18 protein-coding genes and 1 pseudogene are annotated in these 17,594 nt (G+C 60.5%); 9 read left to right on the forward strand and 10 right to left on the reverse strand.

Features of this window, described 5'->3' with window-relative positions; all coding sequences use genetic code 11:
* Positions 1-4 precede the first annotated feature (4 nt).
* The 5 genes from DKY63_RS12700 to DKY63_RS12720 all read right to left on the reverse strand — a co-directional run bounded on the left by DKY63_RS12700 (position 5) and on the right by DKY63_RS12720 (position 5,325).
* On the reverse strand, positions 5-1,114 hold the full coding sequence (locus DKY63_RS12700) for a flagellar basal body P-ring protein FlgI (RefSeq protein WP_110964409.1): 1,110 nt from the start codon (positions 1,112-1,114) through the stop codon (positions 5-7).
* Between the two features lie 18 nt (positions 1,115-1,132).
* Complete coding sequence (flgH, locus tag DKY63_RS12705; protein ID WP_110964410.1) at positions 1,133-1,828, reverse strand: flagellar basal body L-ring protein FlgH; 696 nt, start codon at positions 1,826-1,828, stop codon at positions 1,133-1,135.
* 55 nt (positions 1,829-1,883) lie between these two features.
* On the reverse strand, positions 1,884-2,669 hold the full coding sequence (gene flgG, locus DKY63_RS12710; RefSeq protein WP_110964411.1) for a flagellar basal-body rod protein FlgG: 786 nt from the start codon (positions 2,667-2,669) through the stop codon (positions 1,884-1,886).
* 45 nt (positions 2,670-2,714) lie between these two features.
* Positions 2,715-3,455, reverse strand: a complete 741-nt coding sequence (locus tag DKY63_RS12715; RefSeq protein ID WP_110964412.1) for a flagellar basal body rod protein FlgF — start codon at positions 3,453-3,455, stop codon at positions 2,715-2,717.
* Between the two features lie 310 nt (positions 3,456-3,765).
* A complete protein-coding gene (locus DKY63_RS12720) occupies positions 3,766-5,325 on the reverse strand; it encodes a sigma-54-dependent transcriptional regulator (RefSeq protein ID WP_110964413.1) in 1,560 nt (519 codons plus the stop codon).
* A gap of 371 nt (positions 5,326-5,696) precedes the next feature.
* Between DKY63_RS12720 and phhA the strand changes: the two genes are divergently transcribed.
* The 6 genes from phhA (at position 5,697) to DKY63_RS12750 (ending at position 10,099) form a co-directional block, all read left to right on the forward strand.
* Positions 5,697-6,488: a phenylalanine 4-monooxygenase gene (gene phhA, locus DKY63_RS12725; RefSeq protein WP_110964414.1), complete on the forward strand. Its 792-nt coding sequence runs from the start codon at positions 5,697-5,699 to the stop codon at positions 6,486-6,488.
* Positions 6,489-6,592: 104 nt separating this feature from the next.
* Positions 6,593-6,949: a 4a-hydroxytetrahydrobiopterin dehydratase gene (locus DKY63_RS12730; RefSeq protein ID WP_110964415.1), complete on the forward strand. Its 357-nt coding sequence runs from the start codon at positions 6,593-6,595 to the stop codon at positions 6,947-6,949.
* On the forward strand, positions 6,949-8,142 hold the full coding sequence (locus tag DKY63_RS12735; RefSeq protein ID WP_110964416.1) for an amino acid aminotransferase: 1,194 nt from the start codon (positions 6,949-6,951) through the stop codon (positions 8,140-8,142). The genes DKY63_RS12730 and DKY63_RS12735 overlap by 1 nt, the downstream gene beginning before the upstream one ends.
* 268 nt (positions 8,143-8,410) lie before the next feature.
* Positions 8,411-8,542, forward strand: a complete 132-nt coding sequence (locus DKY63_RS32895; protein ID WP_275428116.1) for a hypothetical protein — start codon at positions 8,411-8,413, stop codon at positions 8,540-8,542.
* A 71-nt stretch (positions 8,543-8,613) separates the two neighbouring features.
* Positions 8,614-8,796, forward strand: a complete 183-nt coding sequence (locus DKY63_RS12745; RefSeq protein WP_110964418.1) for a hypothetical protein — start codon at positions 8,614-8,616, stop codon at positions 8,794-8,796.
* A 103-nt stretch (positions 8,797-8,899) separates the two neighbouring features.
* Positions 8,900-10,099, forward strand: coding sequence for an MFS transporter (locus DKY63_RS12750; RefSeq protein WP_110964419.1), 1,200 nt, complete (start codon positions 8,900-8,902; stop codon positions 10,097-10,099).
* On the opposite strand, the gene arfB is transcribed toward DKY63_RS12750, so the two are convergent.
* Both arfB and DKY63_RS12760 read right to left on the reverse strand, forming a co-directional pair.
* Complete coding sequence (arfB, locus tag DKY63_RS12755) at positions 10,096-10,509, reverse strand: alternative ribosome rescue aminoacyl-tRNA hydrolase ArfB (protein WP_110964420.1); 414 nt, start codon at positions 10,507-10,509, stop codon at positions 10,096-10,098. The genes DKY63_RS12750 and arfB overlap by 4 nt on opposite strands.
* 87 nt (positions 10,510-10,596) lie before the next feature.
* Complete coding sequence (locus DKY63_RS12760; protein ID WP_110964421.1) at positions 10,597-11,943, reverse strand: DEAD/DEAH box helicase; 1,347 nt, start codon at positions 11,941-11,943, stop codon at positions 10,597-10,599.
* Positions 11,944-12,135: 192 nt separating this feature from the next.
* On the opposite strand from DKY63_RS12760, the gene DKY63_RS12765 reads away from it, so the two are divergent.
* Entirely contained in the window at positions 12,136-13,434 is a 1,299-nt protein-coding gene (locus tag DKY63_RS12765) for a mechanosensitive ion channel family protein (protein ID WP_110964422.1), read from the forward strand.
* A gap of 102 nt (positions 13,435-13,536) precedes the next feature.
* On the opposite strand, the gene DKY63_RS12770 is transcribed toward DKY63_RS12765, so the two are convergent.
* The 3 genes from DKY63_RS12770 to DKY63_RS12785 all read right to left on the reverse strand — a co-directional run bounded on the left by DKY63_RS12770 (position 13,537) and on the right by DKY63_RS12785 (position 15,799).
* Positions 13,537-14,406 carry a carboxylate/amino acid/amine transporter gene (locus DKY63_RS12770; RefSeq protein ID WP_110964423.1) on the reverse strand — a complete coding sequence of 290 codons (870 nt, stop codon included), beginning with the start codon at positions 14,404-14,406 and terminating at the stop codon, positions 13,537-13,539.
* A gap of 328 nt (positions 14,407-14,734) precedes the next feature.
* Positions 14,735-15,334: an FMN-dependent NADH-azoreductase gene (locus DKY63_RS12780; RefSeq protein WP_110964425.1), complete on the reverse strand. Its 600-nt coding sequence runs from the start codon at positions 15,332-15,334 to the stop codon at positions 14,735-14,737.
* Positions 15,335-15,484: 150 nt separating this feature from the next.
* Complete coding sequence (locus tag DKY63_RS12785; RefSeq protein WP_110964426.1) at positions 15,485-15,799, reverse strand: 3-phosphoglycerate kinase; 315 nt, start codon at positions 15,797-15,799, stop codon at positions 15,485-15,487.
* Between the two features lie 50 nt (positions 15,800-15,849).
* Between DKY63_RS12785 and DKY63_RS12790 the strand changes: the two genes are divergently transcribed.
* Complete coding sequence (locus tag DKY63_RS12790) at positions 15,850-16,773, forward strand: LysR family transcriptional regulator (RefSeq protein WP_110964427.1); 924 nt, start codon at positions 15,850-15,852, stop codon at positions 16,771-16,773.
* A gap of 14 nt (positions 16,774-16,787) precedes the next feature.
* Positions 16,788-17,593: pseudogene (locus DKY63_RS12795) on the forward strand (alpha/beta fold hydrolase).
* Position 17,594 lies beyond the last annotated feature (1 nt).

Here is a 17,594-nt window from a genome sequence, read left to right on the forward strand (position 1 = left end):
GTCCTCAGATCACGATCAGGTCGGCCTGCAGCGCGCCGGCCTGTTTCAGTGCTTCGAGGATCGCCATCAAGTCACCTGGCGCCGCGCCGACCTGGTTCACCGCACGCACGATTTCGTCGAGGGTGGTCCCGGGGCCGAACTTGAACATCGGCTTGGCTTCCTGCTGGGCGTTGACCCGCGAACGCGGTACGACCGCCGTCTGCCCGTTGGACAGCGGGCCTGGCTGGCTGACAATCGGGTCTTCGGTAATGGTCACGGTCAGGCTGCCGTGGGTCACGGCGGCCGGCGAAACCTTGACGTTCTGGCCGATCACGATGGTGCCGGTACGGGAGTTGATGATGACTTTCGCCACCGCCTGGCCCGGATCGATTTCGAGGTTTTCCAGCACCGACAGGTAGTCGACACGCTGGCTCGGGTCCAGCGGCGCGGTCACGCGAATCGAACCGCCATCGATGGCCTGGGCCACGCCCGGGCCGAGCATGTCGTTGATCTTGTCGACGATGCGCTTGGCCGTGGTGAAGTCGGAACGGTTGAGGTTCAGGGTCAGGCTGTTGCCCTGGTTGAAACCGCTCGGCACCGACCGCTCGACCGACGCACCGCCAGGGATACGACCGGCCGATGGCACGTTGACCGTGATCTTCGAACCGTCGCGACCTTCAGCGTCGAAGCCGCCGACCACCAGGTTGCCCTGGGCCACGGCGTAGACGTTGCCGTCGATACCCTTGAGCGGCGTCAGCAGCAACGTACCGCCGCGCAGGCTCTTGGAGTTGCCGATGGAGGAAACGGTGATGTCGATCTGCTGACCGGGCTTGGCGAACGCCGGCAAATCGGCACTGACCGACACCGCCGCGACGTTTTTCAACTGCACGTTGCCCGAACCCGGCGGCACCTTGATGCCGAACTGCGAGAGCATGTTGTTGAAGGTCTGCAGGGTGAACGGCGTCTGGGTCGTCTGGTCACCGGTACCGTTAAGCCCGACCACCAGGCCATAACCGATCAACTGGTTGGAACGCACGCCGGAAATGCTGGCGATGTCCTTCAGCCGTTCGGCGTGTGCGTTGAAGGCCGCCGACAACATAACGGCGGCCATCATGAGGCTTTTGAAATTCAACATGCTCAACTTGAAAGCCACCTAGAAAGGGAACAGCGGGCTGAGGAAGAAACGGTCGAACCAGCCTGGCTGACTCGCATCGGCAAACGAGCCGGTACCCGAGTAGGTGATGCGTGCGTCGGCGACACGGGTCGACGACACGGTGTTGTCGGTCGAGATGTCATCGGCGCGAACCAGGCCCGCAATGCGCACCAGTTCGTCACCGGTGTTGAGGGTCATCCACTTCTCGCCACGCACCGCGATGATGCCGTTGGGCAATACATCGGCGACGGTCACGGTGATCGAGCCGGTCAGGGTGTTGCCCTGTGCCGCCTTGCTGTCGCCCTTGGTCGCGCGATCGCCTTGATAGCTGGCCTCCAGGCTCAGATCACCACTGCCAAACGGGTTGTTGGTGTTGGGCGTGGAACCGAACAACGACGTCAGACCGATGCCGGTCTTGCTGTTCTTGGCCACCTGCGAGTTGGCGTTCTTGCTGGCCTGGGTCTTCTCGTTCAGGGTGATGGTGATGATGTCACCGACCCGGAACGCCTTGCGGTCGCCGTAGAGGTTCTGTTCGAAACCGGCCTGGTAGATCGAGCCGTTGTTCGCGGCAGCCGGCAGCGGCGTTCGCGGCAGTACCGGCGCGTAGTAAGGGTCATTGGGCTTGGGCGTCGCCGGTACGCAACCTGCGAGCGCGGTGATCCCACTCAATGCCAGAACAGAGACGAAGCGTTTCATGACCCTTACCTCACGGTGTAGCAGGCGGCCCGATGACCGCCCCTTGTAGACTTGATTACAGATTCTGCGTAACGAACGAGAGCATCTGGTCGGCGGTGGAGATCACTTTGGAGTTCATCTCGTAGGCGCGCTGGGTGGTGATCATGTTGACCATCTCCTCAACGGTGCTGACGTTGGACGTTTCCAGGGTGTTCTGCAGCGTGGTACCGAAACCGGCCAGGCCCGGGGTGCCGATTTCCGGCGCGCCACTGGCGCCGGTTTCCAGGAACAGGTTGCCACCCACGGCCTGCAGGCCGGCCGGGTTGATGAAGTCGGCGGTTTGCAGGTTGCCGATCACCTGGGAAGCCGGGTTGCCGGCCACGGTGATGGACACGGTGCCGTCCTTGCCGACGGTGAAGGTCTGGGCATCGTTCGGAATGACGATCGCTGGCTGCAGGGCGAAGCCGCTGGCGTTGACGATCTGGCCGTTGGAGTCCAGGTGGAAGGTGCCGTCACGGGTGTAGGCCGTGGTGCCGTCCGGTTGCAGGATCTGGAAGAAACCGCGACCGTCGATGGCCATGTCCAGCGGCTGCTCGGTGGTTTGCAGGCTGCCGGCGGTGAAGTTTTTCTGGGTGCCGACGATGCGCACACCGGTACCCACTTGCAGACCCGACGGCAGTTCGCTGTCCTGGGTCGACTGGGCGCCTGGCTGACGCTTGATCTGGTAGAGCAGGTCCTGGAACTCGGCGCGGTCACGTTTGAAACCCGTGGTCGACACGTTGGCCAGGTTGTTGGAAATGGTGGTCAGGTTGGTGTCCTGGGCGGACAGACCGGTTTTGGCAACCCATAGAGCCGGAAGCATTCGATTCTCCTCGTGCGCCTGTTTTACGGCGCGACGTTCTGGTAATTAGCTGATCTGCAAGACCCGAGCCATGGCCTGGTCGTCTTCTTTGGCGGTGTTCATCATCTTGACGTGCAGTTCGAACTGCTTGGACAGGGCCAGCACCGAGGTCATCTCGTCCACGGCGTTGACGTTGCTCGACTCGAGGAATCCCGACACCAGCTTGACGTTGGCATCGGCTTGCGCAGGCTGGCCGTCCTTGGTGTGGATCGAACCGTCCAGGCCCTTGGTCATGTTCTTGAAGTCCGGGTTGACCAGCTTGATGCGGTCGACTTCCGCCATCACACGAGGATCTTCGCCCATCGAGCGAATGCTGATGGTGCCGTCTTCGCCGACTTCGATCTGTTGCTGGGGCGGCACGGCGATCGGGCCGCTATTGCCGATCACCGGCATGCCATTGCCGGCACGCAGCACACCCAGCGCATCGACCACCAGGCTGCCGGTGCGCACATAGCTCTCACCGCCATCAGGGTTCTGCACCGCCATCCAACCGTTGCCTTGAACGGCAACATCGAGGTCACGGCCGGTTTCCACCAGGGAGCCCGGGGTGAAGTCGGTGGCCGGGCGCTCGGACATGGCAAACGCACGCGCCGGAAAGCTGTCGCCGAACACCGGCATCGAACGGGCCTGCTCCAGGTCTTTCTGGAAACCGTTGGTAGAGATGTTCGCCAGGTTGTTGGCATGAGCCTTTTGCGCCAGTGCATTCTGGCTGGCGCCGGTCATTGCCACATAAAGGTACTTGTCCACAATCTATCCTCTGCCTGCCGGACGTTTGCCGCCCACTGCTGTACTGATGAGCCATAAGCAATTTGCAGACCAACTTGTTTTTGGCGGCGCGAGGGCCGGTAAACAAAGGACTTGAGGGCGTTGAAGGGGATTGGGGGAATTGTGTCAGAGACGAAAAACCGGCGGTGTCATGCCGGTGGGTGGCAAGGCTTGACCTGGGTAATGGCCGCCGCCCCCATCGCGAGCAGGCTCGCTCCTACAGTTGATCGCGTATTCCCTGTAGGAGCGAGCCTGCTCGCGATGAGGCCGGTATTAACACAGCAAGCCTTCGCTAAGACTCGGTCTTGCCCACCTCATACTCACGCAACTTGTTGGCAATGGTGGTATGGGAAACCCCCAGCCGCTTGCCCAGTTGCCGGCTGCTCGGATGCTCGGAATACAAGCTTTCCAGCACCGCCTTTTCGAACCGGCCGACAATCTCGTCCAGGCTACCTTCCAGGGAAAAATCCCCCAGGGGCTGGCGCACGCCGTAGTCCGGCAAACGAATGTGCTCGGCCTTGACCGTCCCGCCATCGCACAGCGAAACCGCCTGGAACAACACGTTTTCCAGTTGCCGCACGTTGCCCGGCCAGTGGTAATGGCTCAGGCGATCCATGGCCGCCGGGGCCAGCTTGGGCAGCGGGCAACCGATTTGCCGGCTGGCCTGATCGAGGAAGTGCTCCACCAGCGGCGGCAAACCGTCGAGGCATTCACGCAGCGGCGGGATGTGCAACGACAACACATTCAAGCGGTGATACAGGTCCTGACGGAACTCGCCGCGAGCGCACAACTCGGACAGATCGACCTGGGTCGCGCAGATCACCCGCACATCGAGGTAGACCTCTTCATCACTGCCGACACGACGAAAGCAGCCGTCCTGCAGGAAGCGCAGCAATTTCACCTGCAGGCGCGGACTCATCTCTCCCACGCCATCAAGAAACAGCGTACCGCCCGCCGTCAGTTCCAGTAGCCCGAGCTTGCCCTCGGCTCGCGCCCCTTCAAAAGCGCCGGGGCCATAGCCGAACAGCTCGGTTTCGGCCATGGACTCCGGCAAGCCGGCGCAGTTGAGCGCCATCAGCGGTGATTGCCCGCGCGGGCTGGCCAGATGACAGGCCCGCGCCAACAGTTCTTTGCCGGTTCCGGTTTCGCCTTCTATTAATAGCGGCGCATCCAGCGGCGCCATGCGCCGGGCCTCGCGCACCACCGCAGCCATCACCTTCGAGCTCTGGAAGATGCTGTCGAAGCCGCGCAGTTCCTGCTTGCGCACGTTATAGATGCGCTCCCCTACCCGGTCGGCGCGATGCAGCGTCAGTACCGCGCCGGCCATGGCTTCGCTGTCGTCATGCTCCGATTGCAGCGGGGCGATATCGGCCAGGAACACATCGCCCTTGACCTTGACCCGCATCCCGTTGATTCGCGACTTGTTGGCGCGCACCAGTTCCGGCAGGTCGAAATCTTCGGCATAGCGCGACAGGGGAATACCCGGCACTTCGTCGACACGCACCCCGAGCAGTTGCGCCGCCGCACGGTTGGCCGCGACGATGGACCCGCCCATGTCGATCGACAGCACCGGAAACTCCAGGGCGCCCAGCAAGGCGTTGAGTTCCATGTGCCGACGCTCGCTGGGCATCAGCCCTACGCGCTTGACGCCAAACACCCCGGCAATCGCTTCGAATTTCGGCCGCAGTGCCTGGAACTGGATGTTGATCAGGTTCGGACAGTGCAGGTAGATGGCATTGCCGTGCTCACCGCCCACCTCACCGCGAGCGACGTTGATGCCGTACTCCACCAGCAGGTTGAGGATGTCGCGCAGGATGCCGATGCGGTTCTGGCAGTGGACTTTGATACGCATGAAAAGGCCCGAAAAAGCGGTGAGTGAAGTGCACCACCTGTGGGAACGAGCCTGCTCGCGAAAGCGATTTGTCTGACAGATCAATGCTGAATGTGCCGACGCTTTCGCGAGCAGGCTCGCTCCCACAGAGATAATTTTCTACTGAGGTGCTCAGATAGTCGTCAAGATTATGTGACAGCTGAACGGCTTTTCCTACCTGACAATCTCAACATCTACGCGACCATCACCCATACGTAACGAAAACTTTACGATTACTCAGCGATTTTCCTGTAAGCGAGACCGGACCTCGGCTGCAAACCCGAGATCCATGGGGTATTTCTAAGTCCATGGCCGTACATAACAAGAACGTTCCCCCTCCGCAGGAGAGCAGTATGAAGCAGACGCAATACGTGGCTCGCGAGCCCGATGCGCATGGTTTTATCGACTACACCGCAGAAGAACATGCGGTATGGAACACGCTGATCACTCGCCAGTTGAAAGTGATCGAAGGGCGTGCGTGCCAGGAGTATCTGGACGGTATCGAAAAACTCGGTCTGCCCCACGACCGCATTCCGCAACTGGGCGAGATCAACAAAGTGCTCGGTGAAACCACCGGCTGGCAGGTTGCCCGTGTTCCGGCACTGATCCCTTTCCAGACCTTTTTTGAATTGCTCGCCAGCAAGCAGTTTCCGGTCGCGACCTTTATTCGTACCCGCGAAGAGCTGGATTATCTGCAAGAGCCGGACATTTTCCATGAGATCTTCGGCCACTGCCCGCTGCTGACCAACCCCTGGTTCGCCGAATTCACCCACACCTACGGCAAACTCGGCCTCAAGGCTTCCAAGGAAGAACGCGTGTACCTGGCGCGCCTGTACTGGATGACCATCGAGTTCGGCCTGCTCGACACGCCACAAGGCCAGCGCATCTACGGTGGCGGCATCCTGTCTTCGCCGAAGGAAACCGTGTACTGCCTGTCGGACGAACCCGAGCATCAGGCGTTCGATCCACTGGAATGCATGCGCACCCCTTACCGCATCGACATCCTGCAGCCGCTGTATTTCGTCCTGCCGGATCTCAAGCGCCTGTTCGACCTGGCCCACGAAGACATCATGGGCATGGTCAAGCAAGCCATGCAGATGGGCTTGCACGCGCCTAAATTTCCGCCAAAACCCAAAGCCGCCTGAACCGGCGCTTTTACGATCAAGTGAGCCTGTCAGAAAGCTACGCTTTGCTTTAGCGTGGTCGCACTGACAGCTGATTTCCAACTCTTAGATTTCAGGAATCCATCATGTCCACATTGAACCAAGCCCATTGCGAAGCCTGCCGTGCCGATGCTCCACAGGTCAGCGACGAAGAACTGCCGGTGCTGATCAAGCAGATCCCGGACTGGAACATCGAAGTACGCGACAGCATCATGCAGCTGGAAAAAGTCTTCCTGTTCAAGAATTTCAAGCACGCCTTGGCGTTCACCAACGCCGTCGGCGAGATCTCCGAGGCCGAAGGTCATCACCCAGGCCTTTTGACCGAGTGGGGCAAAGTCACCGTGACCTGGTGGAGCCACTCGATCAAGGGCCTGCACCGCAACGACTTCATCATGGCCGCACGCACTGATGACGTGGCCAAGACCGCAGAAGGACGCAAGTAATGCACTTCGACGCCATTGGCCGGGTGCCCGGCGATCCGATCCTCGGCCTGATGGAGGCCTATGCGCAGGATCCGAACCCGCGCAAGTTCGACCTTGGCGTCGGTGTCTACAAGGATGCCCAGGGCCTGACGCCGATTCCTCAATCGGTGAAGCTGGCCGAGGCGCGACTGGTTGACCGCCAGACCACCAAGATCTACATCGGCGGGCATGGCGATCCGGCCTTCGGCAAGGTCATCAATGAGCTGGTGCTGGGCGCCGACTCGCCGCTGATCCGCGACAACCGCGCCGGCGCCACCCAGACGCCGGGTGGCACCGGTGCGTTGCGCCTGAGCGCGGACTTCATCGCCCAATGCCTGCCGGGCCGTGGCGTGTGGTTGAGCAATCCGACCTGGCCGATCCACGAAACCATTTTTGCGGCAGCCGGGGTCAAGGTCAGCCACTACCCCTACGTGGGCAACGATAACCGTCTGGATGTCGAGGCGATGCTCGCGGCACTCGACCAGGCGCCCAAGGGCGATGTGGTCCTGCTGCACGCCTGCTGCCACAACCCGACCGGTTTCGACCTGTCCCATGACGACTGGAAGCGGGTGTTGGAGGTGGTGCGTCGCCGCGAACTGCTGCCGCTGATCGACTTTGCCTACCAGGGCTTTGGCGATGGACTGGAGCAGGACGCGTGGTCGACCCGGTTGTTCGCCGCCCAGTTGCCGGAAGTGCTGGTCACCAGCTCCTGCTCGAAGAACTTCGGCCTGTACCGCGATCGCACCGGCGCGCTGATTGTCTGCGCCAAAACCGCCGACAAACTGGTGGATATTCGCAGCCAGCTGGCCAACATCGCCCGCAACCTGTGGTCGACGCCGCCGGATCATGGCGCCGCTGTGGTGGCGACCATCCTTGGCGATCCGGAGCTGAAAAACCTCTGGACCGATGAAGTGGAAAGCATGCGCCTGCGCATCGCCCAACTGCGCGGCGGTCTGGTGGAAGCGCTGGAACCCCATGGTTTGCGCGAACGCTTTGCGCATATTGGCGTGCAACGCGGGATGTTTTCCTACACCGGTTTGACGCCGGAGCAGGTCAAGCAACTGCGTGAGCATCACAGTGTGTACATGGTCGGTACGGGGCGGGCGAACGTGGCGGGGATTGATGCCACGCGTCTGGATCTGCTGGCCGAGGCGATTGCCAAGGTCTGCCAGTAATCTAAAGCACTCTGTAGATCCCCTGTGGGAGCGAGCTTGCTCGCGATGGTGTGTCAGTCAAAACATCTTTGTCTGATACACCATCGCGAGCAGGCTCGCTCCTACAGTTGTTTCTGCGCGGCTATTACTGACCTGTCTATACAATCCCGTCTGTCGAAACAAATGGATATAAAAGTCTGTTTGTCATTTCCCGTGCTGTATCCTTGCCAGGCTTTTTGAAAGCGCGGATCTACCAGATCTATCAACAGACTTAGCGAGGAGCGCAACCATGCACGAGATTCCTAATCTCCCCTTCCCAAGCCTGCACGTACCTGAGCAGACGACCACGCAGCAAGCCGGCGCCCAACAGCCCGAGCCGAAAGAAGCATCTGACAGTCGCAAGGCTGACAGCGAAGACTGAAACACCCGCCGTACAGACCGTGTGGAAAGCGCTAACATGCGCTTTCCACACTGCCTGAATCGTTACCTGCCATGACTGATGAATTCAACGAAGAGCAAGCCAGCGTCCTGATCGGCACCGCCGAGAAGATGATCGAGATCTGGAATCGCCTCTCTCCCGAAAAACAGGCCGCGCTGCTCGCCCGCTTCGGCAGCGAAGAAAATGCCCTGGCCGCCCTGGTCACCACGCAGCTGGTGGCACCTGAAAAGCCCTGAGCAATCCGCCTGGCAAATAGTTTTACTTTTTCACCATCCACGGGCGTCTGCGCCGTTATCATAAGCAGCCTATCTAATCCTGCTTTATCGTGGACCTTTCCCCATGTCTGAAAACCAGCGCCCCTTGGCGGTCACGCTGCAAGTTGTCTCCATCGTCCTGTTTACCTTTATCGGCTACCTGAACATCGGCATTCCCCTGGCGGTGCTGCCCGGCTACGTCCATAGCGAACTGGGCTTCGGCGCGGTGATCGCGGGGCTGGTGATCAGCGTGCAATACCTCGCCACCCTGCTCAGCCGCCCCTACGCCGGGAAAATCATCGACAACAAAGGCAGCAAACTGGCCGTGATGTACGGCCTGGCCGGCTGCGGCCTGAGTGGCGTGTTCATGTTGCTTTCGGCCTGGACCCAGAGCCTGCCGATGGTCAGCCTGGCCAGCCTGTTCATCGGCCGCCTGGTGCTGGGCAGCGCGGAAAGCCTGGTGGGATCCGGCTCGATTGGTTGGGGCATCGGCCGGGTCGGCGCGGCGAACACTGCCAAGGTGATTTCCTGGAACGGCATCGCCAGTTACGGCGCACTGGCGGTCGGCGCGCCGCTGGGGGTATGGCTGGTGGGGCAACTGGGCTTGTGGAGCATGGGCGTGAGCATCGTGTTGTTGGCGCTGTTGGGTCTGCTGCTGGCATGGCCGAAAACCGCGGCGCCGATCGTCGCCGGCGAACGTTTGCCATTCATCCACGTACTGGGACGCGTGCTGCCCCATGGCTGCGGGCTGGCGCTGGGCTCCATCGGCTTCGGCACCATCGCGACCTTTATCACCCTGTATTACGCCACCCAACACTGGGATAACGCGGTGTTGTGCCTGAGCCTGTTCGGCGCCAGTTTCATCGGCGCGCGGCTGCTGTTCGGCAACCTGATCAATCGTCTGGGGGGCTTTCGCGTGGCGATTGCCTGCCTGTCGGTGGAAACCCTGGGATTGCTGTTGCTGTGGCTGGCACCGGACGCCCATTGGGCGCTGGCGGGCGCGGCACTGAGCGGCTTTGGCTTCTCGCTGGTGTTTCCGGCGCTGGGGGTTGAGGCGGTCAATCTGGTGCCCGCCTCCAGCCGCGGGGCGGCGGTCGGCGCCTATTCCCTGTTCATCGACTTGTCGCTGGGGATCACCGGACCATTGGCGGGGGCTGTGGCGGCGGGCTTCGGGTTTGCTTCGATCTTTCTGTTCGCCGCACTGGCGGCCATCAGCAGCCTGATGCTCTGCATTTACCTGTACCGGCAGGCGCCGAAGAACCGTCAGGCTCGGGACGCGCGCTAAAAGTCCACCTTGCCGCGCCCGGCCTTGATGTTGCCGCGCTTGCTTTTGGCTTCAAGCCGGCGCGTCTTCGAACCGAGGGTCGGCTTGGTCGGGCGGCGTTTCTTTTCGACCTTGGTGGCGCTGAGGATCAATTCGGTCAGGCGCAGCAGCGCGTCGGCGCGGTTCTGCTCCTGGGTGCGGTATTGCTGGGCCTTGATGATCAACACGCCATCGCTGGTGATGCGACTGTCGCGCAGCGCCAACAAGCGCTCCTTGTAGAACTCGGGCAAGGACGAAGCCGGGATGTCAAAGCGCAGGTGTACGGCGCTGGAGACTTTGTTGACGTTCTGCCCTCCCGCGCCCTGGGCACGAATGGCGGTCAACTCGATCTCGGCATCCGGAATGTGCACGTTATTGGAAATTACCAGCATGGGCCGTCGCTACCTCCGCGCTTTGGGCCATCTAAACAAAAATGCCCGTATCCTGCGATACGGGCATTTTTTATTCAGCTGCGATGTTTATTCAGCAGCCGGTGCCGCCGGCTTGCGGCGCTTGAGCGGGGCCATGCCGTCCTTGCTGACCAGCGACGGCGCTTCGGCCTTCGGACGGTTGGCGGACTTGCGCTTGGTCGGGGTCTTGGCGGCGACTTTTTTCTTGTCACCCTTTACGTCGGTCTTTTTCTTCTTGGTGCCGGCGGCCTTGCCCGAAGCCTTGACCTTCTTCGGTCCGGCGTAAGTGCCCTTGACTTCCTTGATGGTACGGCGCTCGAAGCTCTGCTTGAGGTAGCGCTCGATGCTCGACATCAGGTTCCAGTCACCGTGGCAGATCAGCGAGATGGCCAGGCCATCGTTGCCGGCGCGACCGGTACGACCGATACGGTGCACGTATTCGTCGCCGCTGCGCGGCATGTCGAAGTTGATCACCAGATCGAGGCCGTCGACGTCCAGGCCACGGGCGGCAACGTCAGTGGCCACGAGGATCTTCACCCCGCCCTGCTTCAGACGGTCGATCGCCAGCTTGCGATCCTTCTGGTCCTTGTCGCCGTGCAGCACGAACGCCTTGTATTCCTGCGCCACCAGGCGACCGTAGATACGGTCGGCCATGGCCCGGGTGTTGGTGAAGATAATGGCCTTCTGATAGGTCTCGTTGGCCAGCAGCCAATTGACGATCTGTTCTTTGTGCTGGTTGTGGTCAGCGGTGATGATTTGCTGACGGGTCGTTTCGTTCAGTTGGCTGACCGCATTGAGTTGCAGGTGCTCAGGGTTGTTCAGGACCTTGGCAACCATTTCGCGCAGCCCCGAACCACCGGTGGTGGCGGAGAACAGCATGGTTTGCTGGCGGTTCGGGCATTCGTCCACCAGGCGCTGCACGTCATCGGCGAAACCCATGTCGAGCATGCGGTCCGCTTCGTCGAGTACCAGTACTTCGACTTCCTTGAGGTCCAGGTTGCCGGCGTTTAGTTGCTCGATCATCCGGCCCGGCGTACCGATCAGGATATCCGGCACCTTGCGCAGCATGGCGGCCTGGACCTTGAAGTCTTCACCACCAGTGATCAAGCCGGCTTTGATGAAGGTGAACTGCGAAAAGCGTTCCACTTCCTTCAAGGTCTGCTGGGCCAGTTCGCGGGTCGGCAGCAGGATCAGGGTCTTGATGCTGACGCGGATTTTCGCCGGGCCGATCAGGCGATTGAGGATCGGCAGGACAAAGGCCGCGGTCTTGCCGCTACCGGTTTGCGCCGTCACCCGCAGGTCACGCCCCTGGAGCGCCAGCGGAATGGCCGCTGCTTGCACAGGCGTTGGCTCGACAAATTTCAGTTCGGCCACGGCTTTGAGCAGGCGTTCGTGCAGGGCGAATTCGGAAAACACGGGTGCTACCTCGAAGAAATGCAAAAAATCAGCTGCATAGGGTAACGGTTTCGAGCGCGTAGGCCGAGTTTCTTTATGCAATCGGCAGCAAACAGTGGCTTTTTTGTTGCCTGATTTGTCATCGACCGTAATAGAAAGTGTCTTAAATGCTCTAATCGCCCGTCGCGTCTTACAGAAGAATCGTTTCTACCCATGGATATCAAACAGCTCTGGCTCAACATCCAAGACCTTTGGGGCACCCTCGAACAGCACCCGCTGCTGCAAGCCAGCCTGGCCCTGGTCGTGCTTTTGGTCATCGCGCTGATGCTCGGACGAGTGGCACGCTACCTGATCCTGCATGCCAGCCGAATGCTCGGCCGTCAGCCAGCCCTGCACTGGATCAACGACTTTCGCCATAACAAGGTGTTTCAGCGCCTGGCACAAATGACGCCATCGCTGGTGATCCAGTTCGGCCTGCACCTGGTGCCGGAACTGAGTAAAACCGCGCTGAATTTCCTCGGAAACGTAGCGCTGGCGTTCACCATTCTGTTCCTGGTGCTGGCCATCAGCGCCCTGCTCAATGCCTTGCTGGACATCTACGCCCGTACCGAACACGCGCGCACCCGCTCGATCAAAGGCTACGTGCAACTGGCGAAGATGGTTTTGTACGTGTTTGGCGCGATCATCATTGTCGCCACCCTGATCGACCGCTCGCCCTTGTTGCTGCTGTCAGGTCTGGGTGCCATGTCGGCGGTAATCCTGTTGGTCTACAAGGACACGCTGCTGTCGTTCGTCGCCAGCGTGCAGTTGACCAGCAATGACATGCTGCGGGTCGGCGACTGGATCGAAATGCCGCAGGTGGGTGCCGATGGCGATGTGGTGGACATCACCTTGCACACCGTCAAAGTGCAGAATTTTGACAAGACAATTGTGTCGATCCCTACCTGGCGCCTGATGTCCGAATCGTTCAAGAACTGGCGCGGCATGCAGCAGTCCGGTGGTCGACGGATCAAGCGCTCCCTGTTCATCGATGCCAGTGGCGTGCGCTTCATCCGTGATGACGAAGAGCAAAAACTGTCCCAGGTACACTTGCTGACCGACTACATCAGCCGCAAACAGGCCGAACTCAAGGCCTGGAACGAAGCCCAGGGGAATGTCGCGGCGATGTCAGCCAACCGTCGACGCATGACCAATATCGGCACGTTCCGCGCCTATGCGCTGGCGTATCTGAAGAGCCACCCGGAGGTTCAGCCGAACATGACCTGCATGGTCCGGCAGATGCAGACGACGGCCCAAGGCATCCCGCTGGAAATCTACTGTTTCACCCGCACCACGGCGTGGGCGGATTACGAGCGGATTCAGGGGGATATTTTTGATTACCTGCTGGCGGTGTTGCCGGAGTTTGGCTTGAGCCTTTATCAGCAGCCCAGCGGTACGGATCTACGGGCCGGGTTGTTGCCGGCGGTGTTGGGGGCGAGTCATATCCCCGAGCCTGAAAAACACATTATGTAAGCACGGCCACGTCTCTGTAGGAGCAAGGCTTGCCCGCGATGGCGTAGTGTCAATCGAAATCATCGTTTCCTGACGCACCGCCATCGCGGGCAAGCCTCGCTCCTACGAAGAGCGGACTGCAGCGGGCCTGATGCCGAGTCGGCTGATCCACACCGCCAACAGAATCACCGACCCGCCCAGCAGCAACCGCCCCAATTCCTCGTGCTGATTCCAGATCAGCAGATTGATCAGCAAGCCCACCGGCACATGCAGGTTGTTCATCACTGCCAGTGTCCCGCCGTTGACCAGGCAGGCACCTTTGTTCCACCAATAAAGCCCCAGTGCGGTCGATACCAGGCCGAGGAACAACAGCACGCCCCATTGCAGTGGCGCTTCCGGCAGGAAGTTCTGTTTGCCGAACAACAGGAATGCCGGCAATGCCACCGCCAGCGCGCCGAGATAGAAATAGCCGAAGCGCCGGTAGTGCGGCAGGTCGCTCGGGTGGCGCGCCACCAGATGCTTGTACAGCACCTGTCCGGCGGCATAAGTGAAGTTGGCCAGCTGCAGCAGCAGGAAACCCATGAAGAAGTCCGGATTGATACGGTCATAACGAATCACCGCCGCCCCCGCGACCGCCACCAGCGCCGCGATCAAGGCCCAAGGATTGAAGCGCCGGTTCAACGCATCTTCGATCAGCGTCACGTGCAACGGCGTAAGGATGGTGAACAGCAACACCTCCGGGACCGTCAGAACGCGGAAACTCAGGTACAGACAGACGTAGGTCACGCCGAACTGCAATGCACCGATCAGCAGCATGCCGCGCATGAACGCCGGTTCCACCGACCGCCAGCGCGTCAACGGAATGAATACCAGCCCCGCCAGCAGCACGCGCACCAGCACCGCGAAGTAACTGTCGACATGACCGGCCAGGTACTCGCCGATCAAACTGAAGGAAAACGCCTGAATCAGCGTGACAAAAAGTAGATAGCCCATGCTCGCCTCGTTTCGAATGGCGGCGACGATAGCGGGTTTTGCTGTCGATCGCACCACCTCCTGTAGGAGCAAAGCTTGCTCGCGATGGCTGAGTGTCAGTCCACATTGATGCAACTGATCCAGTGCTATCGCGAGCAAGCTTTGCTCCTACAGAAGGAGGCGCGGATTCATCAAATCACGGGCAAAAAAAAGCCCGATCTCGCTAAAGCGTTCAATCGGGCCAACGCACTCAGGAGCAGAAGTGCAAGGGGAGATTCGATGCGCGTACAGGCTTGAAGGGTTGCGCCAGGTCACTAGACCATCCGGTGATTATCTGGCGATTAACACATCAGGCCACTTGGGAAAGCCGGGCGTTCGCCTGATTCAGGCCTTTCTCCTGGAAGTCGCCACCCAGGTTCATGCCCTCGGCGTGGATGAACGTCACGTCGTGGATGCCGATGAAGCCCATGACCTGACGCAGGTAAGGTTCCTGGTGGTCGGCGGTGCTGCCGGCGTAAATCCCGCCACGAGCGGTCAGGACGTAGGCGCGCTTGCCGCTGAGCAAACCCTGTGGACCGGTTTCGGTGTACTTGAAGGTCACGCCGGCACGCAGTACATGGTCGAGCCAGGCCTTGAGAGTGCTCGGAATCGCAAAGTTGTACATCGGCGCGGCCATGACCAGCACGTCGGCGGCCAGCAGCTCATCAGTCAGCTGGTTTGAGCGTTCCAGGGACAGCTGTTCGATGTCATTGCGCTGATCGGCGGGCTTCATCCAGCCGCCCAACAGGTTGATGTCCAGGTGCGGCACCGGGTTGACGGCCAGATCACGGACGGTGATCTCGTCCTTCGGGTGCGCGGCTTTCCACTGATTGATGAAGGTCTGGGTCAGTTGACGGGAAATCGAGTCTTGCTGACGGGCGCTGCTTTCGATGATCAGGACGCGGGACATGGTTTGTAGGCTCCATCTGAGAATGCTGTAAGGCGATGGAGTGAAGGTTAAACAGCGTCATATCGATAAAAAAGCGCAAATAACTGCTATAACCGATCAATAAATTCGTTTATAAGCGGAGCATGGCTGGCGAACCTGCTCCGCTGGAGGTCATTGCGGCTTGCAGGTCATGCTGATGTACAGCTTGATGATCTTGCGATTGAACTTGGCGGAAAGGTCCGCGCTTTTACCGGCAGCCAGATTGATCCGACGGGTCTTTGGCGACTCGGGACCATTGCGAAACACCACCGCGCAGTCGGCAGCGACATCGCCGTAGTTGTTCACGGTGATGGAGCCCATGTCGTAATCGGTGGCGTAAGTGGTGTAGTCGATCTTCAGGCCATTGAGTTCTTTTTGTACGTCGATCGGGTAGGCAAAGGCCGTCAGCGGCAACATCGCCAGCAAACTCAAACAGATTTTTTTCATGCAGCAGTCTCCAATAAGAACTGCGCAGCTTAGGACAACAGGAGCCCATCATGAAAGCGCCCCGCGTGACCCTTGATCAATGGCGAACGCTTCAGGCCGTGGTCGACCACGGTGGCTTCGCCCAGGCCGCCGAGGCACTGCACCGTTCGCAATCGTCGGTCAGCTACACCGTGGCGCGCATGCAGGATCAGCTCGGCGTGCCGCTGCTGCGCATCGACGGGCGCAAGGCAGTGCTGACTGAAGCCGGCGGCGTTTTGTTGCGTCGCTCCCGGCAACTGGTGAAACAGGCCAGCCAGCTGGAAGACCTGGCCCATCACATGGAGCAAGGCTGGGAAGCCGAAGTGCGATTGGTGGTGGACGCAGCGTACCCCAGCGCCCGCCTCGTCCGCGCCCTGACCGCCTTCATGCCGCAAAGCCGCGGCTGTCGGGTGCGTCTGCGCGAAGAGGTGTTGTCAGGCGTCGAAGAGGTATTGCTCGAAGGCGTGGCCGACCTGGCCATCAGCGGTTTCAGCATTCCCGGCTACCTGGGCGCGGAGTTGAGCGACGTCGAGTTCGTCGCGGTGGCCCACCCGGAACACCCGTTGCACCGGCTCAATCGCGAGCTGAATTTCCAGGACCTGGAAAGCCAGCTGCAGGTGGTGATCCGCGACTCCGGTCGCCAGCAACCCCGGGACGTCGGCTGGCTGGGCGCCGAGCAACGCTGGACCGTCGGCAGCCTGGCCACTGCCGCGACGTTCGTCGGCAGCGGCCTGGGCTTTGCCTGGCTGCCACGGCACATGATCGAACGAGAACTCAAGGAAGGTACGCTCAAGCTGCTACCTTTGGATCAGGGCGGCAGCCGAAACCCGAGTTTTTACCTGTACTCGAACAAGGACAAACCCCTGGGGCCGGCCACGCAGATCCTCATCGAACTGCTGCGTACCTTCGACACCGCGCCGCTGGACGCACCGTTCGCCGCCCCTGAACAAGCCTGACACGGAGTGTATGCATGGCCTATTTCGAACACGAAGGTTGCAACCTGCACTATGAGGAATATGGCCACGGCACGCCGCTGCTGCTGGTCCACGGCCTGGGGTCGAGCACCCTGGACTGGGAAAAACAGATCCCCGCGCTGACCACGCGCTACCGGGTGATCGTCCCCGATGTACGCGGTCACGGGCGCTCCGACAAACCTCGCGAGCGTTACAGCATCTCCGGGTTCAGCGCCGACCTGGTGGCGTTGATCGAACACCTGAACCTCGGCCCCGTCCATTACGTGGGCCTGTCCATGGGCGGCATGATCGGCTTCCAGCTGGGCGTGGATCAGCCGCAACTGCTCAAGAGCCTGTGCATCGTCAACAGCGCGCCAGAGGTCAAGCTGCGCAGCCGCGACGACTACTGGCAGTGGTTCAAGCGCTGGAGCCTGATGCATGCCCTCAGTCTGCGCACCATCGGCAAGGCCCTGGGCGGCAAATTGTTCCCCGAACCCGAGCAGGCCGACCTGCGAGAAAAGATGGCCGAGCGCTGGGCAAAAAACGACAAACATGCTTATCTCGCCAGCTTCAATGCCATCGTTGGCTGGGGGGTTCAGGAACGACTGTCGAAGGTGTCCTGTCCAACCCTCATCGTCAGCGCCGACCATGACTACACGCCGGTCTCGCTGAAGGAAAATTACGTAAAGCTGCTGCCCGATGCGCGACTGGTGGTGATCGCCGACTCGCGTCACGCCACCCCGCTGGACCAGCCCGAACGCTTCAACCAGACACTGCTGGATTTCCTCACCACCGTTGAAACCACCCCACTCAGGATCACTGAC

This window comes from Pseudomonas putida, from assembly GCF_003228315.1.
Lineage (GTDB): Bacteria > Pseudomonadota > Gammaproteobacteria > Pseudomonadales > Pseudomonadaceae > Aquipseudomonas > Aquipseudomonas putida_S.